This window comes from Guyparkeria sp. WRN-7, assembly GCF_001641825.1.
Lineage (GTDB): Bacteria > Pseudomonadota > Gammaproteobacteria > Halothiobacillales > Halothiobacillaceae > Guyparkeria.
The window spans coordinates 201784-227029 of the sequence record NZ_LRFH01000003.1 but is presented as its reverse complement, the minus strand read 5'-3'; the positions used below and the strand labels follow the sequence as shown (position 1 = coordinate 227029).

General features: G+C 66.1%; 21 protein-coding genes and 1 tRNA gene. 14 read left to right on the top strand and 8 right to left on the bottom strand.

Translation table 11 applies throughout. The annotated features are described in order from the left end of the window. The first annotated feature begins 49 nt into the window (after window positions 1-49). The 5 genes from aroA to pyrF all read left to right on the top strand — a co-directional run bounded on the left by aroA (window position 50) and on the right by pyrF (window position 5067). A complete protein-coding gene (gene aroA / locus AWR35_RS02460) occupies window positions 50-1405 on the top strand; it encodes a 3-phosphoshikimate 1-carboxyvinyltransferase (RefSeq protein ID WP_058574371.1) in 1356 nt (451 codons plus the stop codon). Window positions 1406-1426: 21 nt separating this feature from the next. Then, a complete protein-coding gene (gene cmk / locus AWR35_RS02455; protein ID WP_058574370.1) occupies window positions 1427-2095 on the top strand; it encodes a (d)CMP kinase in 669 nt (222 codons plus the stop codon). Window positions 2096-2257: 162 nt separating this feature from the next. Further along, window positions 2258-3931 (top strand): 30S ribosomal protein S1, encoded by a 1674-nt coding sequence (rpsA, locus tag AWR35_RS02450; RefSeq protein WP_058574369.1) that lies wholly within the window; start codon window positions 2258-2260, stop codon window positions 3929-3931. Between the two features lie 133 nt (window positions 3932-4064). After that, window positions 4065-4361: an integration host factor subunit beta gene (locus AWR35_RS02445; protein ID WP_058574368.1), complete on the top strand. Its 297-nt coding sequence runs from the start codon at window positions 4065-4067 to the stop codon at window positions 4359-4361. A gap of 1 nt (window position 4362) precedes the next feature. Beyond that, entirely contained in the window at window positions 4363-5067 is a 705-nt protein-coding gene (pyrF, locus tag AWR35_RS02440) for an orotidine-5'-phosphate decarboxylase (protein ID WP_058574367.1), read from the top strand. Between the two features lie 98 nt (window positions 5068-5165). On the opposite strand, the gene mltF is transcribed toward pyrF, so the two are convergent. The 8 genes from mltF to dapF all read right to left on the bottom strand — a co-directional run bounded on the left by mltF (window position 5166) and on the right by dapF (window position 12552). Beyond that, on the bottom strand, window positions 5166-6635 hold the full coding sequence (mltF, locus tag AWR35_RS02435) for a membrane-bound lytic murein transglycosylase MltF (protein ID WP_058574366.1): 1470 nt from the start codon (window positions 6633-6635) through the stop codon (window positions 5166-5168). Continuing rightward, the gene (ubiE, locus tag AWR35_RS02430) at window positions 6632-7375 is read right to left on the bottom strand and encodes a bifunctional demethylmenaquinone methyltransferase/2-methoxy-6-polyprenyl-1,4-benzoquinol methylase UbiE (RefSeq protein WP_058574365.1); all 744 of its coding nucleotides are present in this window, start codon (window positions 7373-7375) and stop codon (window positions 6632-6634) included. Before ubiE ends, mltF begins: the two co-directional genes overlap by 4 nt. A gap of 34 nt (window positions 7376-7409) precedes the next feature. Next, window positions 7410-7838: a DUF971 domain-containing protein gene (locus tag AWR35_RS02425; RefSeq protein WP_058574364.1), complete on the bottom strand. Its 429-nt coding sequence runs from the start codon at window positions 7836-7838 to the stop codon at window positions 7410-7412. Window positions 7839-7851: 13 nt separating this feature from the next. After that, complete coding sequence (hslU, locus tag AWR35_RS02420) at window positions 7852-9186, bottom strand: ATP-dependent protease ATPase subunit HslU (RefSeq protein WP_282096947.1); 1335 nt, start codon at window positions 9184-9186, stop codon at window positions 7852-7854. Further along, on the bottom strand, window positions 9183-9731 hold the full coding sequence (hslV, locus tag AWR35_RS02415; protein WP_058574362.1) for an ATP-dependent protease subunit HslV: 549 nt from the start codon (window positions 9729-9731) through the stop codon (window positions 9183-9185). Before hslV ends, hslU begins: the two co-directional genes overlap by 4 nt. 119 nt (window positions 9732-9850) lie before the next feature. Continuing rightward, window positions 9851-10834, bottom strand: a complete 984-nt coding sequence (locus AWR35_RS02410) for a tyrosine recombinase XerC (protein ID WP_058574361.1) — start codon at window positions 10832-10834, stop codon at window positions 9851-9853. Between the two features lie 7 nt (window positions 10835-10841). After that, entirely contained in the window at window positions 10842-11543 is a 702-nt protein-coding gene (locus AWR35_RS02405; RefSeq protein WP_058574360.1) for a DUF484 family protein, read from the bottom strand. 124 nt (window positions 11544-11667) lie between these two features. Then, on the bottom strand, window positions 11668-12552 hold the full coding sequence (gene dapF / locus AWR35_RS02400) for a diaminopimelate epimerase (RefSeq protein WP_058574359.1): 885 nt from the start codon (window positions 12550-12552) through the stop codon (window positions 11668-11670). 268 nt (window positions 12553-12820) lie between these two features. Between dapF and typA the strand changes: the two genes are divergently transcribed. From typA to AWR35_RS02355, 9 genes are all read left to right on the top strand, one after another. Further along, complete coding sequence (gene typA / locus AWR35_RS02395; RefSeq protein ID WP_058574358.1) at window positions 12821-14653, top strand: translational GTPase TypA; 1833 nt, start codon at window positions 12821-12823, stop codon at window positions 14651-14653. Between the two features lie 57 nt (window positions 14654-14710). Beyond that, a complete protein-coding gene (gene ffh, locus AWR35_RS02390) occupies window positions 14711-16066 on the top strand; it encodes a signal recognition particle protein (RefSeq protein WP_058574357.1) in 1356 nt (451 codons plus the stop codon). 121 nt (window positions 16067-16187) lie between these two features. Further along, window positions 16188-16272, top strand: a tRNA-Leu gene (locus AWR35_RS02385). 80 nt (window positions 16273-16352) lie between these two features. Further along, complete coding sequence (gene tig, locus AWR35_RS02380; RefSeq protein WP_058574356.1) at window positions 16353-17645, top strand: trigger factor; 1293 nt, start codon at window positions 16353-16355, stop codon at window positions 17643-17645. Between the two features lie 77 nt (window positions 17646-17722). Continuing rightward, complete coding sequence (gene clpP / locus AWR35_RS02375) at window positions 17723-18361, top strand: ATP-dependent Clp endopeptidase proteolytic subunit ClpP (protein ID WP_197408107.1); 639 nt, start codon at window positions 17723-17725, stop codon at window positions 18359-18361. Window positions 18362-18480: 119 nt separating this feature from the next. Beyond that, on the top strand, window positions 18481-19797 hold the full coding sequence (clpX, locus tag AWR35_RS02370) for an ATP-dependent Clp protease ATP-binding subunit ClpX (RefSeq protein ID WP_058574355.1): 1317 nt from the start codon (window positions 18481-18483) through the stop codon (window positions 19795-19797). A 230-nt stretch (window positions 19798-20027) separates the two neighbouring features. Then, window positions 20028-22463 (top strand): endopeptidase La, encoded by a 2436-nt coding sequence (gene lon / locus AWR35_RS02365; protein WP_058574354.1) that lies wholly within the window; start codon window positions 20028-20030, stop codon window positions 22461-22463. A 341-nt stretch (window positions 22464-22804) separates the two neighbouring features. Further along, the gene (locus AWR35_RS02360) at window positions 22805-23077 is read left to right on the top strand and encodes an HU family DNA-binding protein (RefSeq protein ID WP_058574353.1); all 273 of its coding nucleotides are present in this window, start codon (window positions 22805-22807) and stop codon (window positions 23075-23077) included. Window positions 23078-23315: 238 nt separating this feature from the next. Beyond that, window positions 23316-25244, top strand: coding sequence for a SurA N-terminal domain-containing protein (locus tag AWR35_RS02355; RefSeq protein WP_058574352.1), 1929 nt, complete (start codon window positions 23316-23318; stop codon window positions 25242-25244). Window positions 25245-25246: the final 2 nt, after the last annotated feature.

Sequence of the window (25246 nt, the reverse complement as noted above, 5' to 3'; positions counted from 1 at the left end):
CGTCCCGCGCCGAGCAACCCATTTTCCCCAACTTCCGGATAACCGCGCCATGACCGCAGCTCATGACACCGCTCCCCTGACGTTCCGCAGCACCGCCGCCCAGTCCCTCGAGGGCGAGGCGCGTGTGCCGGGCGACAAGTCGATCTCGCACCGCTCGATCATGTTCGGTTCGCTTGCCGAGGGCACCACCGAGGTGAGCGGTTTTCTCGAGGGCGAGGACAGCCTCAACACGCTGCGCTGCTTCCGCGCGATGGGCGTGTCGATCAGCGATCCCGTCGAAGGTCGGGTGACCATCGAGGGCGTGGGGCTGCACGGGCTCAAGGCACCCGAAAAGCCGCTGTACGTGGGCAACTCCGGCACCTCGATGCGCTTGATGTCCGGCATTCTCGCCGGTCAGGCCTTCGACACAGTGCTCGAGGGCGATGCCTCGCTGTCGCGCCGGCCGATGAAACGCGTGATCGACCCGCTGACCGTCATGGGTGCGCGGATCGAGTCGGGCCCGGAAGGCCGTTCGCCGCTCAAGATCCATGGCGGTCAGGCGCTGAAGGCGATCGACTACGCGATGCCGATGGCCAGCGCGCAGGTGAAGTCCTGCGTGCTGCTCGCCGGCCTGTATGCCGAAGGGCGTACCTGCGTGACCGAGCCGGCGCCGACGCGCGACCATACCGAGCGCATGCTCTCCGGCCTCGGTGTGGACGTCGTGCGCGAGGGCGGCCAGGTCTGCATCGAGCAGGCCGACCCGGCCGAGCGTCGTCTGGTCGGTCGCGAGTTGGAAGTCCCGGCGGATATCTCCTCCGCGGCCTTCTTCCTGGTCGCAGCGAGCATCCTGCCGGGCTCCGAGGTCGTGCTGACCCACGTCGGTCTCAACCCCACCCGTATCGGGGTGATCGACATCCTCAAGGCAATGGGCGCGGACATCCGCATCGAGAATCGCCGCGAGGTCGGCGGCGAGCCGGTCGGCGACCTGAGGGTCAAGAGCGCCGAGCTCCACGGCATCGAGATCGACGAGGCGCTGGTGCCGCTGGCGATCGACGAATTCCCGGTGATTTTCGTCGCCGCGGCCTGCGCCAAGGGGCGGACCGTGCTCACCGGTGCCGAGGAACTGCGCGTCAAGGAGTCCGACCGCATCGCCGTGATGGCCGACGGCCTGCAGAAGCTGGGCGTCGATGCCACCCCGACGGAAGACGGCATGGTCATCGAGGGGCGCGGCGAGCCGCAGCCGTTCGGTTCGGCCACCATCTACGCCCAGGGCGACCACCGCATCGCGATGGCCTTCGCGGTCGCTGGGTTGAAGGCGCGCGGCGAGATCACCATCCACGACTGCCAGTTCGTCGAGACCTCGTTCCCCGGCTTTGCGGAGCTGTTCAACCGCCTGGGCGGCTGCCTCGAGCTGTCGCGTCACTGACTTTTCGCTTTAGGAGGTTCCATGGTCCCCGTCATCACCATCGATGGTCCCAGCGGTTCCGGCAAGGGCACCGTCGCGCGTCGGTTGGCCGTGCGCCTGGGCTTCGGCATGCTCGATTCCGGCGCGCTGTATCGACTGACCGCGCTGGCCAGTCAGCAGGCTGGTCTGGCGCCGCAGGCCGCCGAGATCGTCGACATCGCCCGCCACCTCGCCTGCCGCTTCGACGAGGAGGGCAATGTCTTTCTCAATGACGAGAACGTCAGTCGCGAACTGCGCACCGAGACCACCGGCGCGATCGCCTCGCAGATCGCTGCCCGCCCCGAGGTCCGCGAGGCGCTGCTGCAACGCCAGCGCGACTTTGCCAAGGCGCCCGGGCTGGTCGCGGACGGCCGCGACATGGGCACGGTGGTGTTCCCGGACGCGCCGGCGAAGATCTTTCTCGATGCCAGCGCCGAGGTTCGGGCTGATCGGCGTTATAAGCAGTTGATCGAGAATGGATTCGATGCTAGTTTTACCGCCCTCGTCGAGGAGATCCGCCAACGGGATGAGCGGGATCGCAATCGATCGGTCGCGCCGCTGCGCCCGGCCGAGGATGCGTTAGTCGTTGATTCCAGCGATCTTTCCATCGACGAGGTGGAGGCCACGCTGTGGCGCTACATCCAGGATCGGCTCGCCGATCAGGACGCGTAGCGACCCGGCGGGGCCGTTGACTCGTGTTTTTGTGCGGGCAATGTCGCCCGGTCATCAACCCGTAAGTCTGGCAAACCCAGGGACCGGATACGCCAGTGTTTTTTTACCACGACGGACAGCTTTTGGAACGTCCAGTCGTCAACCCTTTGGAAATGCGGATTAATGTCTGAAAGTTTTGCCCAGCTTTTTGAAGAAAGCCTCCAGAATGCCGTCATGCAGGCGGGCTCGATCGTCTACGGCAAGGTCGTGGACATCAACGACGACTACGTCACCGTCGATGCCGGCCTGAAATCGGAAGGGATCATCCCGACCGACCAGTTCCGTGACGAGAACGGCGAAGTCAACATCGGTATCGGTGACGAGGTCGAGGTCGCGCTCGACGCGGTCGAAGACGGCTTCGGCGAGACCCGCCTGTCGCGCGAGAAGGCCCTGCGTGCCCGCGCCTGGAAGAAGCTGGAGAAGGCTTTCGAGGCAGACGAGATCGTCACCGGCCGCATTTCCGGCAAGGTCAAGGGCGGCTTTACCGTCGAGCTTGGCGACGTCCGCGCGTTCCTGCCGGGCTCGCTGGTCGACGTCCGCCCGATCCGGGATACCACGTATCTCGAAGGCAAGGACATCGAGTTCAAGATCATCAAGCTCGACCAGCGCCGCAACAACGTGGTCGTTTCCCGCCGCGCGGTTGTCGAGGAAGAGTACAGCGCCGAGCGCGAAGCGCTGCTCGAGCAGCTGCAGGAAGGCATGGTCCTCCGAGGTATCGTCAAGAACCTCACCGACTACGGTGCGTTCCTGGACCTCGGCGGCATCGACGGCCTGCTGCACATCACCGACATGGCGTGGAAGCGCGTCAAGCATCCGTCCGAGATGGTCAACATCGGCGACGAGATCGACGTCAAGGTGCTGAAGTTCGACCGCGAGCGCAACCGCGTTTCGCTGGGCCTCAAGCAGCTGGGCGAGGATCCGTGGAACGACATCTCCCGTCGTTACCCGACCTCCACCCGTCTGTTCGGCAAGGTCACCAACATCACCGATTACGGCTGCTTCGTCGAGATCGAGGATGGCGTCGAGGGTCTGGTACACGTCTCCGAGATGGACTGGACCAACAAGAACGTCAACCCGGGCAAGCTGGTCAACGTCGGCGACGAGGTCGAGGTGATGATCCTGGACATCGACGAGGATCGCCGCCGCATCTCGCTGGGCATGAAGCAGTGCCAGCCGAACCCGTGGGACGCCTTCGCCGCGTCGCACACCAAGGGCGACAAGGTCGTCGGTCAGATCAAGTCGATCACCGACTTCGGCATCTTCATCGGCCTGGAAGGCGGCATCGACGGTCTGGTTCACCTCTCCGACCTGTCCTGGAGCGAGCCGGGCGAAGAAGCCGTTCGCCAGTTCAAGAAGGGCGAGGAGCTCGAGGCGGTCGTCATCGCCATCGATCCGGAGCGCGAGCGTATCTCCCTGGGCCTCAAGCAGCTCGAGGACGATCCGCTGTCCAACTGGGCGGCCGAGAACCCGAAGGGCAGCATCGTCAAGGGCACGCTGCGTGAGGTTGACGCACGCGGTGGCGTAGTCGAGCTGGCCGAAGGCATCGAAGGCTACATCCGTGCTTCCGACATCGCTCGCGAGCGCATCGACGACGCCCGCACCGTCCTGAAGGAAGGCGAGGAAGTCGAGGCCAAGTTCATGGGTATCGATCGCAAGAACCGCATGATCAGCCTGTCGATCCGCGCCAAGGATCACGCCGAGGAAGCCGAGGCAATGGAAGAGCTGAGCAAGCAGCCGTCCACCTCCTCGCCGACTCTGGGTGACCTGCTCAAGGAACAGCTCGGCAAGTCCGAGTAATCCGGTTCGTTTGAGCCTGGAAAACGCCATCCAACGTGATGGCGTTTTTTGTGGGTGGCTCGGTCAGTCCGAGCACCCGACCGAATTCAGATGCGTGTCCCGGCCGGGACACGCCGATTGGGGGTTTTGACCGATGACCAAGTCGGAACTGATCGAACGGCTGGCAGATCGCCAGCAGTACCTGCCCGTGCGCGACATCGAGACCTCGGTACGGCTGATGCTCGACGAGATGATGGACGCGTTGAGCGCCGGCGAGCGGATCGAGATCCGCGGCTTCGGCAGCTTCTCGCTCAACTACCGCCGTCCGCGTCTGGGGCGCAACCCCAAGACCGGCGAGACCGTCTCGCTGGGGGCCAAGTACGTGCCGCACTTCAAGCCGGGCAAGGAATTGCGCGAGCGGGTCAACGCGGCCGTGAAGCTGAGCGACTGAGATGGCCCGGCACCGCTCCCAGCCGCGTATCTACGTGGCGCTGGACGCCGCCGACGAGGTGCGCATCCGCTCCCTGCTTGCCGAACTGAATCCCTCGCTGTGCGGGATCAAAATCGGCAAGGAGGCGTTCACGGCCCTCGGTCCCAGAGTGGTCGAGTGGGCCCGCGAACGAGGATTCCCGGTCTTCCTCGACCTCAAGTTCCACGACATCCCCAACACAGTGGCCCAGGCCTGCCGTGCGGCCGCGGAACTGGACGTCGCCTTGGTGAACGTTCACGCCAGCGGCGGTCGACGCATGCTCGAGGCCGCCCGTGAGGCGATCCCCGCCTCGACGGATGCACCGGGGCTGATCGCCGTGACGGTGCTGACCTCGATGGAGGACACCGATCTCGCCGAGATCGGTGTGGACGGCGGGGCCGCGGCTCAGGTCGAGCTCCTGGCACGCCTGACGGCCGACACCGGTCTGGACGGCGTGGTCTGCTCGGCGCATGAAGCGGCAACGATGCGGGCGGTGTTCCCGGGCGAGGACGGTCTCGTCGTCACGCCCGGGGTCCGCCCGGCCGGCAGTGCCCGCGACGACCAGCGGCGCGTGGTGACGCCGGCCGAGGCATTGAGCGCCGGGGCGACCAGCCTGGTGATCGGTCGGCCGATCACCGCAGCCGAGGCGCCGGGCAAGGCGCTGGAGACGATCGTCGCCGGACTCTGAGCCGGCCTGAGGAAGCGGTCAGCAAAGACCCGATCAAGAAAGGCCCGTGCCGCCGAGCGGTCACGGGCCTTTTTCACGTTCCGGGGGCTTGTTTCCGGTCACTGCCGTGCGGCAAGCAGGTCCTCCCGGGTCGCCACCCAGATCATCAGGTCATGGAAGGCGCGAATGTTTTCCACGTAGTTGACCGTCTCGCTGCCGCGGGCATAGCCGTAGCGCATCTCGCGGTAGATGGCAGGGTCGGAGAGTTGCGGTAGCCGTTCACGAACGTGGGCCCACTGGGTGGGATCGGCACCCTGACGCTTCGTGAGTTCGAGGGCATCGTTGAGGTGGCCGATGCCGACGTTGTAGGCGGCCAGTGCCAGATAGGTGCGATCGGGCTCGGTCGCTTCGACCGGCACCAGGTCACGCAGCTGGTCGATGTACTTGGCGCCCGCCATGATGTTGGCGGTCGGGTTGGACGGGTTGCTCAGTCCCAAGTCGCGCGCCGTTGGCAGGACGATCTGCATCAGGCCATAGGCGCCCTGGTGGGAAACCGCATCCGGTCGCCACTTGGATTCCTGGTAGCCCACCGAGGCGAGCAGACGCCAGTCGATCTCGTAGCGCTCGCCGGCACGTCGGAAGGTGCGCAGGTAGGGTCGGGCACGTGTCTCGAGATCCCTCAGGAAGCGACGCGAGAGCGACTCGTCGAGCCGTTCGAACTGGGCGTAGTGCCGGTCGACCAGGGCCCGCAGCCGCTGGTCGCTGCGAACCTCGGCGAAGAAGCGTCGGGCGGCCCTGAGGAGCGAATCGTCGGCTTCGCGGGAGAAGGCCCAGGCGAGCGACACGGGCGGGCCGACGATCGGGCCGACCACGACCTCATCCGTGAGCTTGTGGGCGAGCAGGGCGGTGTGCGAGAGCGTCAGGGCGTAGTCGATGTCGCCACGGCGGATGCCCTCGAGGATGGCGAGCTTGTCCTGACGTTCCTCGATGGTGACCGGCACGGCGTCTGCCTGCTTGCCGATGCGCTCGAGCCAGGCCTGGCTTGCCGACCCGGCCGGTACCGCGACCGTCAGCCCGGCGATGTCGGCGAGATCGGCCGGGGTGGGCAGGTCTGCCGCGTGAATGAGCTTGCGGCTAACGGTGAGGTAGGGCGGGCTGAAGACGAAGCGCTCCTGGCGTACCGGATCGATCGCCAGGCCGGCCGCCGCCAGGTCGACCCGGTTCTCCGCCACCGCTTCGTACGCCGCATCGATGCTGGGCACGACCACGTATTCCACCTCGACCCCGAGACGCTCGGCGAAACGCCCGGTAAGGTCGTACTCCAGCCCCTGCGGCCGATAGCTGTCCGGGATATAGAGGGTGGGCTCGATCAGGGTGGCGACGCGCAATACGCCCCGGTCGCTCACCTGGGTGAGCTGCGGGGTGCGCTTGAAGCTCTCGGCCACGTCGATGGCAGCCAGGCGCGCCGGAGGCTCCCCCGGCGTCCAGGTCTGGATCCACCAGCCAAGCGGCGCGGCGAACAATGCGCTCACGCCGAGGAGCGGGATCAGCCAGCGGCCGATCCCGCGCTTTCCCGACGGGGTCGTCAAAACTTTAAGCCCACGTGGATGGCCACCACCCCGAAGGTGAGATTGTGGACGTCGACGTGATCGAAGCCGTTGTCGAGCATCATCTGCTCGAGCGTCTCCTGATCCGGGTGCATGCGGATCGACTCGGCCAGGTAGCGATAGCTGTCGGCATCATTGGCCAAGAGCTTGCCCATCACCGGCAACGCGGAGAACGAATAGGCGTCGTAGACGCGCTCGACCAGCGGGCTGGTCGGCTTGGAGAACTCGAGGATGACCACCCGGCCGCCGGGCTTGACCACGCGGGCCATCTCGGCGAGCGCACGCGCCTTGTCGGTGACGTTGCGCAGGCCGAAGCCGATGGTCACGCAGTCGAAGCGGTTGCTTTCGAAGGGCAGGGCCTCGGCGTTGGCCAGGCCGTACTCGACATTGTTGAAGATGCCCTGCTCGTCGAGCTTCTCGCGGCCGATCGAGAGCATGCTGGCGTTGATGTCCGAGAGCACCACCAGGCCGGTATCGCCGACGATGCGCGCCATCCGCGCGGCCAGATCGCCGGTGCCCGAGGCGAGATCGAGCGCCTGCCCGCCGCGCTTGAGGCCGGTGTATTCCAGCGCGATTCGCTTCCACAAGCGATGGATGCCGAACGACATCGCGTCGTTCATCAGGTCGTAGCGACCCGCCACCGAATCGAAGACCGACCCCACCAGCCGGGACTTTTCCTCGCGGGGGACTTCCCGGTAGCCAAAGTGCGTCTTCTCGGTCATGGTCGGCTCTCTTCTCGGAAAACGGGGACGTAAATCACTCCGGCTTGGCCGGATCCGATGACGATAATACATCGTACGGCGCGGCCGGTTCCTCGCGGTCCGGGTCGCGTTCGATACCGGCGGACGCCAGCCGCTCGAGATAATACGTCCAGTTCGCCTCGCGCTGCTCGCCCAGCTCGCGCAGCAGCCCCCAGTCGTACAGGCCGGAATCGTGGCCGTCATCGAAGACGAGTTTGACCGCGTAACGGCCGACGGGTTGCACGTCGGTGAGCTTGACCTTCTCCTTGCCGAGCACCAGCATCATCTCGCCGCCGCCGTGACCGCGCACCTCGGCCGAGGGGCTGAAGACGCGCAGGTACTCGGCGGCGAGATCGAAGGCGGCTCCGTCCGGGAAGACGACGCTCAGCGAGCGGCGATCCTTGCCCAGACGGATCTGCCGCGGGGCGGGGTGATTGGCTGCCATGTCGTACCTCGGCTTACAGGATGTAACGGCTCAGGTCCTCGTCGCGCGCCAGCTCGCCCAGGCGCTCCTCGACGAAGTCGGCGTCCAGTGTCAGAGTCTTGGAATCGCCGTCGGCCTCGAAGCTCAGCTCCTCGAGCAGGTGCTCCATGACCGTATGCAGGCGCCGCGCGCCGATGTTCTCGGTGCGGTGGTTCACCTCGTAGGCGATCTCGGCGATCCGGCGGATGGCATCGTCGGTGAAATCGATCGACAGGCCGTCGGCGGACAGCAGGGCGATGTGCTGGCGTGTCAGGGCGGCATCCGGTTCGGTCAGGATGCGGACGAAGTCGCCGCTGGTCAGTGCCTCGAGCTCGACGCGGATCGGCAGGCGACCCTGCAGCTCCGGGATCAGGTCCGAGGGGCTGGCGACGTGGAAGGCGCCCGAGGCGATGAACAGGATGTGGTCGGTGCGCACCATGCCCACCTTGGTGTTGACGGTCGAGCCCTCGATCAGCGGCAGCATGTCGCGCTGGACGCCCTCGCGGGAGACCTCGCCGCCGCCGTGCTCGGCGCGCTTGGCAACCTTGTCAATCTCGTCGATGAAGACGATGCCGTTCTGCTCGACGCGTTCGGCGGCCTCGGTGCGGATCTCCTCCTCATTGACGAGGTTCGCCGCCTCTTCCTCGGTCAGGGCGGACAGGGCCTCGGCCACCGTCATGCGGCGGCTCTGGGTCTTGTCCTGGCCCATGTTCTGGAATACCGAGCGCAGCTGGCTGGCCATTTCCTCCATGCCCGGCGGGGTCATCACGTCGATGCCGGCCGGTGCCTGGCGCAACTCGATTTCCACCTCGCGCTCGTCGAGCTCGCCGCGGCGAATCTTGTCGCGGAATTTCTCGCGCGTGCTGCGGTAGGCCTCCTGGCCGTGGCTGTCGTCGCTCTGCCACGGATCGCGCGGGGCGGGAAGCAGGGCATCGAGCACGCGGTCCTCGGCGGCGACACGGGCGCGGTCCTTGACCTCGGCCATGGCCTCCTGGCGCACCATCTTCAGTGCGTACTCGGCGAGATCGCGGATCATCGATTCCACGTCGCGGCCGACGTAACCCACCTCGGTGAACTTGGTCGCCTCGATCTTGAGGAACGGGGCGTTGGCGAGCTTGGCCAGTCGGCGGGCGATCTCGGTCTTGCCCACGCCGGTCGGGCCGATCATCAGGATGTTCTTCGGTGTGATCTCGCTCTTGAGCGGTTCGTCGACCTGCTGACGACGCCAGCGGTTTCTGAGCGCGATGGCCACCGCCTTCTTGGCGGCATGCTGGCCGACGATGTGCTTGTCGAGTTCCGAGACGATCTGTGCGGGTGTCAGGTTCATCAGTCGAGTTCTTCGATGGTGAGCTTGTGATTGGTGTAGATGCAGATGTCGCCGGCGATGTGCAGCGCGGTTTCCACCGTCTCCCGGGCGGGGAGCTCGGAGTGGCGCATCAGGGCCGTGGCCGCCGACTGGGCGTAGGCGCCGCCCGAGCCGATCGCGATCAGCGAATCCTCCGGCTCGATCACGTCGCCGTTGCCGCTGATGGTGAGCATGGCGTCACGGTCGGCAACCACCAGCATCGCCTCGAGTCGACGCATCATGCGGTCGGTGCGCCAGTCCTTGGCCAGTTCCACTGCCGAACGCAGCAGGTTGCCGCTGTACTTCTCCAGCTTGGCCTCGAAGCGCTCGAACAGGGTGAAGGCGTCCGCGGTCGCGCCGGCGAAACCGGCGAGCACCTGGCCGTTGTAGAGCGTGCGTACCTTGCGCGCGTTGCCCTTGACCACGGTGTGGCCGAGCGTGACCTGGCCGTCGCCGCCGATGACGGTCTGGCCGTTCTTGCGCAGGCAGAGGATGGTGGTGCCGTAGAGGGTTTCGTCGTGATGAGCCATGGAATATGGGTCGGTCCGATTGGTTGTGGGGCGAGTCGGTCACGGGCGCCGTGCCGGCCCGATGCCGGGGGCGGCCGGGGTGCCCGGAAGGAGGACAGTGTAGGCGACCGGCCGGGTTTTCAACCCTGATCGTCGGCGGGCGGCTCGGCGTGATCGTCACGTCGGGCGGCGCGCGGATGGGCGCGTTCGTAGACGCTCATCAGGTGCTGGAAGTCGAGATGGGTGTAGATCTGCGTGGTCGTCAGGCTCTCGTGGCCGAGCATCTCCTGGACGGCGCGCAGGTCGCCCGAGGATTCGAGCACGTGCGTGGCGAAGGCATGCCTGAGCTGGTGCGGGTGCAGCGGGGCATCCAGGCCGGCCCGGCGGCTGGCGCGGTTGAGGCGCAGCTGCACCGAGCGGGCGGACAGACGCCGGCCGCGGTCGCTGATGAAGACCGCCGGCGTCCCGTGACGGTCCCATGCCCGACGGTGGGACAGCCAGTCGCGCATGGCCCGGGCGGCCTCGCGTCCCACCGGCACGATGCGGGTCTTGTCGCGCTTGCCGGTCACGCGTGCCTGGCCGGCGGCGAGATCGATGTCGGTGATGTCCAGCGCGACCAGCTCGGCCAGGCGCAGGCCGCTGCCGTATAGCCACTCGAACAGGCAGTGGTCGCGCGCCGCGCGGATCGCGTCCTTCTCCCGGGTTGCCGGCGAGGCCTGGCTGTCCGCCCGGGTGGCCGGGGTGTCCTCGAGCAGACGCGTCACCGTTTCGATATCCGGGGCATCGGGCAGGCGTCGCGGCGCGCGCGGCGCCTTGAGCAGCAGCGGGTCGGCGGCAAACGGGATCTCGAGCCGTTGCCAGAAGCGCAGCAGGCGCTTGAGCGCACTGACGTGGCGGGCGATGGAACGGGGCGACTGGTCGTCGCGGGAGAGTTGAGCGAGGAAACGGCGCAGGCAGCGATCGTCGATCGCCTCGGTCGTGACCACGTCGCTTTCGTCGAGGTAACGGCGAAACCGTGCCCACGAGGCCTGATAGGCCTTGCGGGTGAGCGGGTTTAGCCGGTGGTCTGCGGCGAGCGCCTCGCCGGCCCGGTCGAAGGCCGTGGTCAGCGGGGCGGTGCCCATGGGCGGGTCAGCTGTCGTCGCGGGCGGTCGACAGGCCGAGGAAGGCGCCGGCCAGCTCGCCGATCTGCTCGAGAAAGTGCGTGCCCTGGGCCGGGTTGAAGCCGTCGGGCAGGCGCCGGCCGAGGGCGACGACATGCCGGTCGGCAGACGCCGGGGCGGCAGGGACCGCGATCAGGGCGGCCGAACCGGTCTGGGGCAGGCGGTCGCCGAACAGGGTTTCGCGGACCGTGTCGTGAATGCGGCCGCAGTGCGGCAGCGGGTTGTCCAGCCAGCCCGCGAGCAGACCGCGGGTTTCGCCGTCCAGTTCGTTCACCGGCACGACGCGGCAGGCATCGACCTCGAAGGTTTGATTGATCAGTCGTTCCAGGGTGGCGCTGGAGCGGTCGGCTGCGCCCAGCAGTGTCTGGCAGAAGCGGTGCAGTAGGCGGTCGGCCTCGGCATTGTCGGCGGCCACCTGGTGGAGCTGGTCGAGTGCGCTCTGCTGACGCAGGGCGCGATGGCGCCAGCGGCGCAGCTGCCAGTGGTGCAGCGAGACGATCGGCTGTGGCGGTCCCGGCAGCTCGACGGCATCGAGGATATCCGGGTGATCGAGGAACAGTTCCGGATGGTTCCGGAGGTAGTCGAGTACCGCGTCGGCGGAGAGTTTTTCCCCCTCCGAGTCGGTGTTGGCATCCGTGTCGGCAAGTTCGAGGGCCGCGTTCTCGTTCATGCGATTTCCCTTGGCGGTTTCCGTGGGGTTGGTTCCGGGTTGTGGATTCCGGTTAGCAAGCGCCTCTCCGGGCGTTTGCTCCACCTTACTCCGGACCCGCGGTGGCGGCAATCCTCGGCCGGAGTTACTCGGCCGGGTCGATGCCGATCTCGCCATCGAAGACGAATTCGGCCGGGCCGGTCATGAACAGGGCATCGGCTTCATTGCCCGTCCAGTCGACGCTCAGCGTGCCGCCTTGCAGGTCAACCCGGCAGGGTGCCTTCAGGCGGCCGGCACGGATGCCGGCGGCCACGGCCGCGCAGGCACCGGTGCCGCAGGCCAGTGTCTCGCCGGCGCCGCGCTCGAACACCCGCAGGCGGATGTGATCCGGCGCCCGCTGTTCGACGAAGCCGACGTTGACCCGTCGCGGGAAGGCCGGGTAGGACTCGACCACCGGGCCGACCGACTCGACCGGGAAGGCGTCGACGTCGTCGACCTGGATCACGGCATGCGGATTGCCCATCGAGACGGCCTCGAGCGTGACCTGGTCCAGCCCGCCGGGCCGGCCGCTGAGCATCAGCGTGTACGGCGAGCCGGTCGCGGTCACTGGAGGCTTGAAGGGGATCTCTTCCGGGACGAAGCGCGGCCGGCCCATGTCGACGCGCACCTGACCGTCGTCGGTCAGGTGCAGCACGATCGGGCCGCCGGCGGTCTGCACGCGGATTTCGCGCCGGTCGGTCAGGCCGCGTTCGGCGACGAACCGGGCAAAGCAGCGCGCACCGTTGCCGCACTGTTCCACCTCGCTGCCGTCGCCGTTGAAGATGCGGTAGCGGAAGTCCGAATGGCGCCCGGTCGGCGGCTCGATCAGCAGCAGCTGGTCGAAACCGATGCCGAAATGGCGATCTGCCCAGGACCGGATGCGCTCGGGCGTAAGCCAGTCGGCCACCGGGATCGTGCGACTCACGGCGTCGACGACCATGAAGTCGTTGCCCAGTCCCTGCATCTTGGTGAAAGCCAGCCGGTCGGCCATCGAAGCGCCTCGTATTCGTTGCGTGGATGTGGATGTGATTCTACCACCCGCCGGTCGGGCTCGCCGGGGCCGCGCCTTGATCCGGCGGGCGGTTTCCGGCGTCGACGCTGCGGGTCATTCGGTCCATCTCCGGCTGGCGGCGAGCAAGTCGAGAGGTGGGTGTCGGGGAAGGTGCCCTTTAGAGGGTCGATTTCGAGATTTGCCTCGGTCCGGAGGGCAATTGTGTTTATACTGCGCGCCCTTATTTCAATCCCTTGGACCGTTTTTTGTGATCGCCAATCTTCGTAATATCGCCATTATCGCCCACGTTGACCACGGCAAGACCACGCTGGTCGACCGCCTCCTGCAGCAATCCGGCACCCTCGATGCCCGCGCCGACCACGGCGACCGGGTCATGGACTCGAACCAGATCGAGAAGGAGCGGGGCATCACGATCCTGGCCAAGAATACGGCGATCAAGTGGCACTCGCCCGAGGGCAAGGACTGGCGCATCAACATCGTCGACACCCCTGGGCACGCCGACTTCGGCGGCGAGGTCGAGCGGGTCATGTCGATGGTCGACTCGGTGCTGCTGCTGGTCGACGCCGTCGACGGCCCGATGCCGCAGACGCGCTTCGTCACCCAGAAGGCCTTCGAGCACGGCCTCAAGCCGATCGTCGTCATCAACAAGATCGACCGCCCGGGTTCGCGTCCGGACTGGGTGATCAACGAGGTGTTCGACCTGTTCGACCGCCTGGGTGCGACCGACGACCAGCTCGACTTCCCGATCGTCTACGCCTCGGCGCTCAACGGTTACGCCAGCCTCGACGAGAACGTCCGCGAGGGCGACATGACCCCGCTGTTCGAGGCGATTGCCGAGCGCGTCCCGGCACCGGATGTCGATCCGGACGGCCCGTTCCAGATGCAGGTCTCCAGCCTCGACTACAACCCGTACGTCGGCGTCATCGGCGTCGGCCGGGTCAAGCGCGGCAAGGTTTCGACCAACACGCAGGTGAAGGTGGTTGGTCGCGAGGGCGAGGTCCGCAACGGCCGCGTCCTGCAGGTCATGGGCTTCCACGGCCTGGATCGCATCGAGGTCGACTCCGCCCAGGCCGGCGACATCATCGCCTTCTCCGGCATCGATCCGCTCTACATCTCCGACACCCTCTGCGACCCGGAAAACGTCGAGGCCCTGCCGGCACTGACCGTCGACGAGCCGACCGTTTCCATGACCTTCCAGGTCAACACCTCGCCGTTCGCCGGCCGTGAGGGCAAGTTCCTCACCAGTCGCCAGATCCGCGAGCGCCTCGAGCGCGAGCTGGTCCACAACGTCGCCCTGCGCGTCGAGCAGCTCGAGGACCCGGACAAGTTCCGTGTCTCCGGTCGCGGCGAGCTGCACCTGTCGGTGCTGATCGAGAACATGCGTCGCGAGGGCTACGAGCTGGGCGTCTCGCGTCCGGAGGTCATCGTCCGCGAGGTCGACGGCGAGAAGCAGGAACCCTACGAGCAGCTGGTCGTCGACATCGAGGAGCAGCACCAGGGCGGCGTGATGGAGAAGATCGGCGAACGCCGTGGCGAGATGCGCAACATGGAGCCGGACGGCCAGGGCCGGGTCCGCCTCGAGTTCATCATCCCGTCGCGCGGCCTGATCGGCTTCCGTACCGAGTTCCTGACCGCCACCCAGGGCAGCGGCCTGCTGTTCTCGGTGTTCGATCACTACGGTCCGTACCAGCCGGGCATGGTCGGCCAGCGCAACAATGGCGTGCTGATCGCCTCGGACACCGGCAAGGCTCTGGCCTACGCCCTGTTCAACCTGCAGGATCGCGGCCGCCTGATGATCGGTCACGGCGACGAGGTCTACGAGGGCCAGGTCGTGGGCATCCACGCCCGCGACAACGACCTGACCGTCAACGTGCTCAAGGGCAAGAAGCTGACCAACGTCCGTGCCGCCGGCACCGACGAGGCGCTGACCCTGACCCCGCCGGAGCGCTACACGCTTGAGCAGGCGCTGGAGTTCATCGATGATGACGAGCTGGTCGAGGTGACCCCGGAATCGATCCGGATCCGCAAGAAGCACCTGACCGAGAACGAGCGCAAGCGCGCCAGCCGCGCCGCTTCCTGATGCACGTGAGGGGCGGTCGCTCGCAAGGGCGCTGCGACGGCACGAGAGTGGCAAGCGATGTTTGACAATCTTTCCAAGCGACTCGGCGGATTGCTCGATGGCCTCAAGGGCCAGGGGCGGCTGACCGAGGACAACATCAAGGACGCCCTGCGCGAGGTGCGCATGGCACTGCTGGAGGCCGACGTGGCCCTGCCGGTGGTGCGCGAGTTCATCAAGGACGTGCGCGAGCGGGCGGTCGGCGCCGAGGTGGCCAAGAGCCTCCAGCCGGGCCAGGTGTTCGTCAAGATCGTCAACGACGAACTGACCCGCCTGATGGGCTCGGAGAACGCCGAGCTCGATCTGGCCGCGCGTCCGCCGGCGGTCATCCTGATGGCCGGCCTGCAGGGTGCGGGCAAGACCACCACGGCGGGCAAGCTCGGCCGCTGGCTGAAGAAGAACCAGAAAAAGAAGGTGCTGGTGGTCTCCTCGGACGTCTATCGTCCGGCGGCGATCGACCAGCTCGAGACGGTGGCCAAGCAGGTCGGCGTCGACTTCTTCCCGTCCTCCAGCGACCAGGACCCGGTCGAGATCGCCAAGGCGGCGCGCGCCGAGGCGGAGCTCAAGTTCTACGACGTCCTGATCGTCGATACCGCGGGTCGCCTGCACGTCGACGAGGAGATGATGGGCGAGGTAGCCCGCATCCACGGCGCGGTCGACCCGGTCGAGACGCTGTTCGTCGTCGACTCGATGACCGGTCAGGATGCGGCCAACACCGCCCAGGCCTTCCACGAGCAGCTGCCGCTGACCGGCGTGATCCTGACCAAGGCCGACGGTGATGCCCGCGGCGGTGCGGCGCTGTCGGTCCGTCAGGTCACCGGCAAGCCGATCAAGTTCCTCGGTGTGGGCGAGAAACTGGACGCCCTTGAGCCGTTCCACCCCGACCGGATCGCCTCGCGCATCCTCGGCATGGGTGACGTGGTCTCGCTGGTCGAGCAGGCCCAGGAGACGGTCGATGCCGACAAGGCAAAGGCGCTGGCCGACAAGGTCCGTTCCGGCAAGGGCTTCACGCTCGAGGACATGCGCGACCAGTTCAACCAGATGCTCAAGATGGGCGGCATGGGCGGTCTGATGGACAAGCTGCCCGGCATGGGCAAGCTCGGCGCCGATGCGCAGAAGCACATCGACGACAAGGACATCAAGCGCATGATCGCCATCATCGATTCGATGACCCCGGGCGAGCGTCAGCGCCCCGACATCATCAAGGGCTCGCGCAAGCGCCGGATCGCGAACGGCTCGGGCATGCAGGTGCAGGACGTCAACCGGCTGCTCAAGCAGTACCGCGACATGCGCGACATGATGAAGAAGCTTTCCGGCGGTGGCATGAAGAAGATGATGCGCGCCATGAAGGGCCGCATGCCCGGCATGCCGTTCTGAGGGAACCGGTCCCCGGTGGGCCGCGATTCGGCGGTCAGCTTTGGGCGCGCCCTCGGCTCCGGTATACTGGCGCGCTTTGATTGTCAGGGAGCCCTCGGCCGGAGCCGAGGTTCCCGAGCTAGCGAGAGTGGCGGAATTGGTAGACGCACTGGCTTTAGGTGCCAGCGCCTGACGGCGTGAGAGTTCGAGTCTCTCCTCTCGCACCAGATCCCGATTAGGTGTCCCGCTGGCATGCCGGCGGGACAAGCAACATCCAGACATTCGTTTTTTTTGAGGTATCGCATCCATGCAGGTTGAATTGCAACCGGCCGAAGGCCTGACCCGCCGCCTGGCGATCGAAGTTCCCGCCAACGAGATCGACGAGCAGGTCGAGAAGCGCCTGAAGGACATGCGCGGTCGCGTGCGCATCGACGGTTTCCGCCCGGGCAAGGCACCGCTGTCGGTCATCCGGATGCAGTACGCCGCGCGCGTTCGTGACGACGTCATCGGCGACATCATGGGCCAGAGCTTCCAGAAGGCGGTCGAGGAGAACGATCTGCGTGTCGCCGGTCAGCCGAGCATCGAGGCGATCGAGAACAACAAGCAGGGCGAGGATCTCAAGTTCACCGCCGCGGTCGAGGTCTACCCGGAGATCGAGCTGGGCGACATGTCCAAGCTCAAGGTCGAGACCCTGACCAGCGAAGTGGGTGACGAGGACGTCGACGAGATGATCGACACCCTGCGCAAGCAGCACGCCACCTGGAAGACCGTGCGCCACATGGCTCGCAAGGGCGAGAAGGTCACCATCAACTTCGTCGGCAAGATCGACGGCGAGGCCTTCGAGGGCGGTTCGGCCGAGGACGTCGAGGTGGTCCTCGGCGAAGGCCAGATGCTGCCGGAGTTCGAGAAGGGCCTGAAGGGCATCAAGCCGGGCAAGCCGGCCAACATCGAGGTGACCTTCCCGGAGGACTACCAGGCCGAGCATCTCGCCGGCAAGACCGCCGAGTTCGAGATCGAGGCGACCAAGGTCGAGGAGCAGGTGCTGCCCGAGGTCGACGAGGAATTCGCCAAGAAGTTCGGTGCCGATTCGGCCGAGAAGCTGCGCGAAGACGTGCGCGAGAACATGGAGCGCGAGCTCAAGCAGACCGAGCGTCGTCGCAACAAGGATCGCACCATCGAGGCCCTGACCGAGTCGCTGGAGTTCGACGTGCCGTCCTCGCTGGTCGAGGAAGAGGCCAAGTCGATGCGCGACCAGTTCGTCCGCAATCAGATGCCGCAGGCCGACGCCAGCAAGCTCGACCCGTCGCTGTTCAACGAGCAGGCCGAGAAGCGTGTTCGCATGGGTCTGGTGATCATGGAGGTGGTCAAGGAGGCCGACCTCAAGCCGGAAGACGACCGCGTCGAAGCCTTCATCAACGAGATCGCCTCGGCCTACGACGAGCCGGAGCAGGTCGTTGCCCACTACAAGGGCGACCAGCAGATGATGAGCAACGCCCGCACCGTGGTCCTTGAAGAACAGGCGGTCGAGCATATCCTTGGCAAGGCCAAGGTCAGCGAGAAGAAGGTTCCCTTCAAGGAGCTGATGAACCCGCAGGGCTGAAATCCCGGGTAATCTGATCGCTGACTGGAATCTTGGCCGCCCTCGAGGCGGCCGAACCGTATATACCGAGGTGACGAATGAAAGAGGCGTTTGAAAGCCACAGGGGCGGCCAGGCGGAAATGAACGCGCTGGTGCCGATGGTCGTCGAGCAGAGCTCTCGCGGCGAGCGTGCCTACGACATCTATTCGCGTCTGCTCAAGGAGCGGGTGATCTTCGTCATCGGTCCGATCGAGGATCACATGGCGAACCTGATCGTCGCCCAGATGCTGTTCCTCGAGTCGGAGAATCCGGACAAGGACATCCACCTCTACATCAACTCGCCGGGTGGCGTGGTCACCGCCGGCATGGCGATCTACGACACCATGCAGTTCATCAAGCCGGACGTCTCGACGCTCTGCATCGGCCAGGCGGCCAGCATGGGCTCGTTCCTGCTGGCCGGCGGGGCGGAAGGCAAGCGCTACGCGCTGCCGAACTCGCGCATCATGATCCACCAGCCGCTCGGCGGCTTCCAGGGTCAGGCCTCGGACATCAAGATCCACGCCGAGGAAATCATCAAGCTGCGCGAGCGGCTGAACAGCATCCTGTCGCATCACACCGGCAAGAGCCTCGAGCAGCTCGAGCGCGACACCGATCGTGACAACTTCATGACGGCTGACGAGGCTTGTGACTACAATCTGGTCGACAAGGTGCTCACCAGCCGCCCGACGGCCGGTTAAGGACGGACTGATCGTCCGCATCACCCGGCCGCGCTACGGCGGCCGGTGACCACACGGCCGAACGGCCCTGCCGGCAACCCCGGCGAGGCCCGACCCAAGAGGTTCGACGAAACACAGCCATGGCTGAGAACACGAAAGACACGCAGGATCTGATCTGCTCGTTCTGTGGCAAGAGCCAGGACGAGGTGAAGAAGCTGATCGCCGGTCCGAACATCTATATCTGCGACGAGTGCGTCGAGCTTTGCAACGACATCCTGCGTGAAGAGGTGGAGAGCGAGGCCGAGGGCGGCCCGGAACGCCTGCCCACGCCGCAGGAGCTGGTCCAGGCGCTCGACGAGTACGTCATCGGCCAGCTGCCCGCCAAGCGCGCGCTGGCGGTGGCCGTCTACAACCACTACAAGCGCCTCAACCTGTTCGGCGAGCGCCGTCGCGAGGCCGAGGGCGACGACGTCGAGCTGTCGAAGTCCAACATCCTGCTGATCGGCCCGACCGGCTCGGGCAAGACTCTGCTGGCCCAGACGCTCGCCCGCGTGCTGGACGTGCCGTTCACGATCGCCGACGCCACCACGCTCACCGAGGCGGGCTACGTCGGCGAGGACGTCGAGAACATCCTGCAGAAGCTGCTGCAGCGCTGCGACTACGACGTCGAGAAGGCCCAGCACGGCATCATCTACATCGACGAGATCGACAAGATCACCCGCAAGTCGGAGAACCCGTCGATCACGCGTGACGTCTCCGGCGAGGGCGTGCAGCAGGCGCTGCTGAAGATGATCGAGGGGACGACCGCCTCGGTGCCGCCGCAGGGCGGGCGCAAGCACCCGCAGCAGGAGTTCGTCCAGATCGACACCAGCAACATGCTGTTCATCTGCGGCGGCGCGTTCGCCGGCCTGGAGCAGATCATCCGGCAGCGGGTCGAGAAGGGCGGTATCGGTTTTGCCGCCGAGGTGAAGTCCGAGCTCGACCAGAAGGCCACCGACGAGCTGATGGCGCAGATCGAGTCCGAGGACCTGACCCGCTTCGGTCTGATCCCCGAGTTTATCGGTCGTCTGCCGGTCATCGCCACGCTGACCGAGCTCGACGAGGACGCCCTGATCCGCATCCTCACCGAGCCGAAGAACGCGCTCACCAAGCAGTACGAGCGCCTGTTCGAGATGGAAGACGTCGAGATCGAGTTCCGCGAGGATGCGCTGCGCGAGATCGCCAAGAAGGCAATCCGTCGCCGCACCGGCGCACGCGGCCTGCGCACGATCATGGAGCACATCCTGCTCGACACCATGTACGAGGTGCCGTCGCTGAACAACGTCGACAAGGTCGTCGTCGACGGCGCGGTGGTTCGTGACGAGTCCGAGCCGTACATCGTCTACGGCAACGGCCGCGACGAGACGACGAGCGAGGAGACGGACACGACGCGCGACAAGGCGTCCTCCGATCACTGATCGCCGGGACGCTCCACCCGTGACACTCCGACACCCCGGCCCCGGCCGGGGTGTTTTTTTGCCGGCCCGGCAATCAGGTGAATCCCTGCCGTCAGCCTGACAGCGGGTGGTTGAAAAGCTATTCTCAGGACATACGTCAGGGGAAACCCCCGATCTTCCGGCCACCACGTCCCGGTGGCCGCGGACACCTCGCATACACCGCCGAGAAGGCGCTACAGGTATACCGACACATGAGTCACAACGAACAATCCTCCGAAGTCATCCCGGGTTCGCCGCGCCAGGTCGACGTGTTGCCGCTGCGCGATGTGGTGGTCTATCCGCACATGGTGATCCCGCTGTTTGTCGGCCGGCCGAAATCGGTCGCTGCGCTCGACGAGGCGGTCAAGGGCAGCAAGCAGCTGCTCCTGGTCGCGCAGAAGGATGCGGAGAAGGATGACCCGAGCATCGAGGATCTGCACGGCGTGGGCACGCTTGCCTCGATCCTGCAGCTGCACAAGCTTCCCGACGGCACCATCAAGGTGCTGGTCGAGGGCATCGAGCGCGTCGAACTCGACCGCGTGCACGAGTTCGACGGCCATCTGACCGCCGAGGTGCACTCGATCGAGTCGACCAGCGGCGTCGACGAGCGCGAAGTAGAGCTCGAGGCCCGTGCGCTGCTCAACCAGTTCGAGAGCTACGTCAAGCTCAACAAGAAGACCCCGCCGGAGGTGCTGACCTCGCTGTCGGGTATCGACGACGTCTCGCGTCTGGCCGATACCATCGCCGCGCACATGGCCCTGGGGCTGGAAGAGAAGCAGGCGATCCTCGAGACCATCGACCTGCATCAGCGGATCGAGCGGCTGATGATGCTGATCGAGTCCGAGATCGACACGCTGCAGGTCGAGCGCCGCATCCGCGGACGGGTCAAGCAGCAGATGGAGAAGAGCCAGCGCGAGTACTACCTCAACGAGCAGATGAAGGCCATTCAGAAGGAGCTGGGCGAGCTCGAGGATGGTGGCAACGAGCTGGACGATCTCGAGAACAAGATCGAGAAGGCCGGCATGACCAAGGAGGCGCGCGAGAAGGCGCGCTCCGAGCTCAACAAGCTCAAGATGATGTCGCCCATGTCCGCCGAGGCCTCGGTGGTGCGCAGCTACCTCGACTGGATGGTGTCGGTGCCGTGGAAGAAGCGCACCCGCATCAAGCACGATCTCGAGGCCGCCGAGGCGGTGCTCGAGGCCGATCACTTCGGTTTGGAGAAGGTCAAGGAGCGGATCATCGAGTACCTCGCGGTCCAGACCCGCGTGCGCAAGATGGCCGGTCCGATCCTCTGCCTGGTCGGCCCGCCGGGTGTGGGCAAGACCTCGCTGGGCAAGTCGATCGCCAAGGCGACCAATCGCAAGTTCGGCCGCATCGCCCTGGGCGGCGTGCGCGACGATGCCGAGATCCGCGGTCACCGCCGGACGTATGTCGGTGCCTTGCCGGGCCGGATCGTGCAGGCGCTCTCCAAGGTCGGCACCAAGAACCCGCTGATCCTGCTCGACGAGGTCGACAAGATGGCCTCGGACTTCCGCGGTGATCCGGCCGCGGCGATGCTCGAGGTGCTCGACCCCGAGCAGAACAAGGCCTTCGCCGACCACTACATGGACGTCGACATCGACCTGTCCGAGGTGATGTTCGTCTGCACGGCGAACAGCTACAACATTCCCGGCCCGCTGCTCGACCGGATGGAGACCATCCGCATCGCCGGCTACACCGAGGACGAGAAGACCGAGATCGCCAAGCGCTACCTGCTGCCCAAGCAGATCAAGGCCAACGGGCTGAAGGACGGCGAGCTCAAGGTCAGCGACAACGCCATCCGCGACATCATCCGCCACTACACCCGTGAGGCGGGCGTGCGCAATCTCGAGCGCGAGCTGGCGAAGATCTGCCGCAAGGTGGTGCGCGAGCTGATCACGGCCAAGGACAAGTCGGGCGTCTCGGTCACGCCGAAGAACCTCGACAAGTACCTGGGCGTGCAGCGCTTCGACTTCGGTCGTGCCGAGGAGACCGACCAGGTCGGCCAGGTCACGGGGCTTGCGTGGACCGAGGTCGGTGGCGATCTCTTGACCATCGAGGCGACGACCGTGCCGGGCAAGGGCAACCTCAAGTACACCGGTAAGCTCGGTGAGGTGATGCAGGAGTCCATCCAGGCGGCCCTGACGGTGGTGCGGGCGCGTGCCGATGCCCTGGGCATCGATCCGGACTTCAACCAGAAGACCGACATCCACGTGCACGTACCGGAAGGCGCGACGCCCAAGGACGGCCCGTCCGCGGGCGGGGCGATGTGCACGGCGATCGTCTCGGCGCTGACCGGCATCCCGGTCAAGGCAACCGTCGGCATGACCGGCGAGATCACCCTGCGCGGCGAGGTGCTGCCCATCGGCGGGCTCAAGGAAAAACTGCTGGCAGCCCAGCGTGGCGGCATCGAGACGGTGTTGATCCCCGAGCAGAACCGCAAGGATCTGGCCGAGATTCCCGACCAGATCAAGAAGAAGCTCGATATCCGTCCGGTGCGCTGGATCGACCAGGTGCTCGAAGCGGCGCTGATCCGCATGCCGATGCCCAACGAGACCACGCCGTCAGGCGATGTCGGCCTGATCGAGAAGAAAAAGCGCGGCGGCAAGGGCAAGAACCTGGCGCACTGAGCCGGCACGCCGTAGCGTACGCCGGCGGACCGTGTGCCTCCGGTTACGGCCCGCCCACGTGCAAGAAAACCACACCGCCCCTCTGATTCGGAGGGGCGGTGTCGTTTGGAGAGGTCCGCGCCGGTTGCCGGGCTGGTAGTTGAATTCAGCGGTTTGCCTGACTACCTGTCGCGTCAGAATGCGCCTTGAGCGGGCAATTTGCGTGTTGACACGCCGAAGGTCGCACTTGTATAACTGTTTTCGCTGTTTCCGTGCGGTGGCCAGCTGCGCGGCGCCCCGACGGGGACGCGCGTTGAGCCGGGACCCGAACAGACACTTTTTTCACCAAGGGATGACAAGGTATGAACAAATCTGAACTGATCGATGCGATGGCCGAGAACGCTGGTATTTCCAAGTCGGCGGCCGCGAGTGCCCTGGACGGTTTCATCGATGCTGTTGGTGGTGCGCTGAAGAAGAACGACCAGGTCACGCTGGTTGGCTTCGGCACGTTCCTGGTTCGCGAGCGCGAAGCCCGCACTGGCCGTAACCCGCGTACCGGTGAAACGATCAACATCAAGGCCTCCAAGCTGCCGTCGTTCAAGGCAGGCAAGGGTCTCAAGGACGCGGTCAACTAATCGACCGGGAACAGAGAAATTGCGGGTGCGGGCCGGATCGCCGGCCACGCATCCAACGAGAAGGGGCGGAGACGCCCCTTTCTTTTTGCCTGAAGCGGGGCCGGGGCATGGTCTGGATCAAGCCCGTGTGCCGGTTGCGCCCCGCCTGCTATCATGCCCACGGTCCGCGCGGCCCGACTGAGCGCGGCGACGCGGCAACGCCCCACACAGACAGACCCGAGACGGGAGTGACGTAGACATGTTGATGGATATCCGCGAGAAGATTCGCGGCTGGCTGGCTTATGTAATCGTTGGTTTGATCAGCATTCCGTTTGCGCTGTGGGGCGTGGGCGAGTACCTCGGTGGCGGCAAGGAGCAGCCGGTCGCCGTGGTCGACGGCACCGAGATCACCGCGCGCGAGCTGGACCAGGCCTTCAGCGACCGTCGCCAGCAGCTGATCGCGCAGAGCAATCGCCAGATCACCGCCGAGATGATCGAGCAGATGGGCCTCAAGCGTCAGGTGCTCGACCAGATGATCAACGAGCGCCTGCTGGTCACCTTCATCCGCGAGCAGGGCTACGTGGTTCCCGACGAGCTGGTGGCCGCCACTATCCGCGACATCTCGGCGTTCCAGACCGACGGCCAGTTCGATCGCGAGATCTACCAGCGCCGCCTGGCCCAGCAGGGCATGTCGGTGGAGCAGTTCGAGAACGACATCCGCCGCGATCTTCTGTTCAACACCCTCGACAACGCCCTGGTCGGCAGTGCGTTCGTCACCGACCCCGAGGTGCAGCAGCTGGTCGCCTTGCGTGACCAGTCGCGCCAGCTGGGTCTGATGCGTCTCGACCGCGACACGGTCGCCGAAGGCATCGAGCCGGCCGACGAGGCGACCCTGCGCGCCTACTACGACGAGCGCAAGGCGGACTTCCAACGTCCGGAGCAGGTGCGCCTTGCCTACGTCGAGATCACCCCCGAGGCGCTGGCGGCCGACCAGGAGATCAGCGAGGCGGCCCTGCAGTCGGCCTACGAGGACTATTCCGCCCGTCAGGCAGGCGAGACCGCACGCAAGGCCCGCCACATCCTGATCCAGGTGCCCAGTGATGCGGATGCCGAGGCTGTCGAGGCGGCCCGCGAGCAGCTCGAGGCCGCGCGTCAGGCGATCCTCGACGAGGAAGCGACCTTCGCGGAGAAGGCCGCCGAGCTTTCCGACGATGCCAGCAGCCGTGACGACGGTGGCGATCTGGGTCGTATCGAGGAGGGCGATATCGCCGAGTCGTTCTACCAAGCGGTCGCCGAGCTCGACGAGGGTTCAGTCAGCGAGCCGGTGCGTACCCGCTTCGGCTGGCACCTGATCCAGGTGTACGAGGTCAGCGAGGCCGAGGTGCCGTCGCTGGACGCCGTTCGCGACGAACTGCTCGCCGATCTGCGCCGCGATCAGGCCGAAAGCGCCTACTACGACGCCGCCGAAACGCTGGCGAGCACCAGTTACGAGCAGCCCGACAGCCTGGTGCCGGCTGCCGAGGCCCTCAACCTGTCGGTGCAGGACAGCGACTGGATCAGCCGCAACGCGGGCGAGGGCATCGGCCAGCACCCGGCGGTCCGGGCCGCGGCCTTCGACGAGGCCGTGCTCGGCGAACGCTTCAACAGCGAGCTGATCGAGCTGGACAACAGTCATGCCGTGGTGGTGCGTGTCGAGGCCCACCGCGAGGCCGAGGCACGTCCGTTCGAGGCCGTCCGCGACGAGGTCGCCGCGCAATGGCGTGCCGAGACGCTGGAGACGACCCTGGCCGAGCGTGCCGATGCACTCGAGGATGCCCTGGCCAAGGGGTCCGAGCCGGCCGAACTGGCCGAGGCCGATGCGGCAGCCACCTGGCTGGCACCGGCCTGGTACGAGCGTCGCGACGCCGACGAGGCCATGCCGGCCGCAGCCCTGTCCGCCGGTTTCGCCCTGACCCCGCCGGGCGAGGGAGACGTGGCCACCGCGACGACCACCCTCGAGGGCGGTGACAAGGCCGTGGTGACCCTGCGGGCGGTCAAGGCCGGCAAGCCGGGACAGCTCGATGCCGAGACCCGGTCGCGCATGGCGATCCAGCTGCAGAACAATCAGGCCAACCGTCTGATCGAGGCGTTCATACGCTCGCTGCGCGCCGAGTCCGAGGTCGAGGTCCGCGAGGACAATCTCGACTGAGT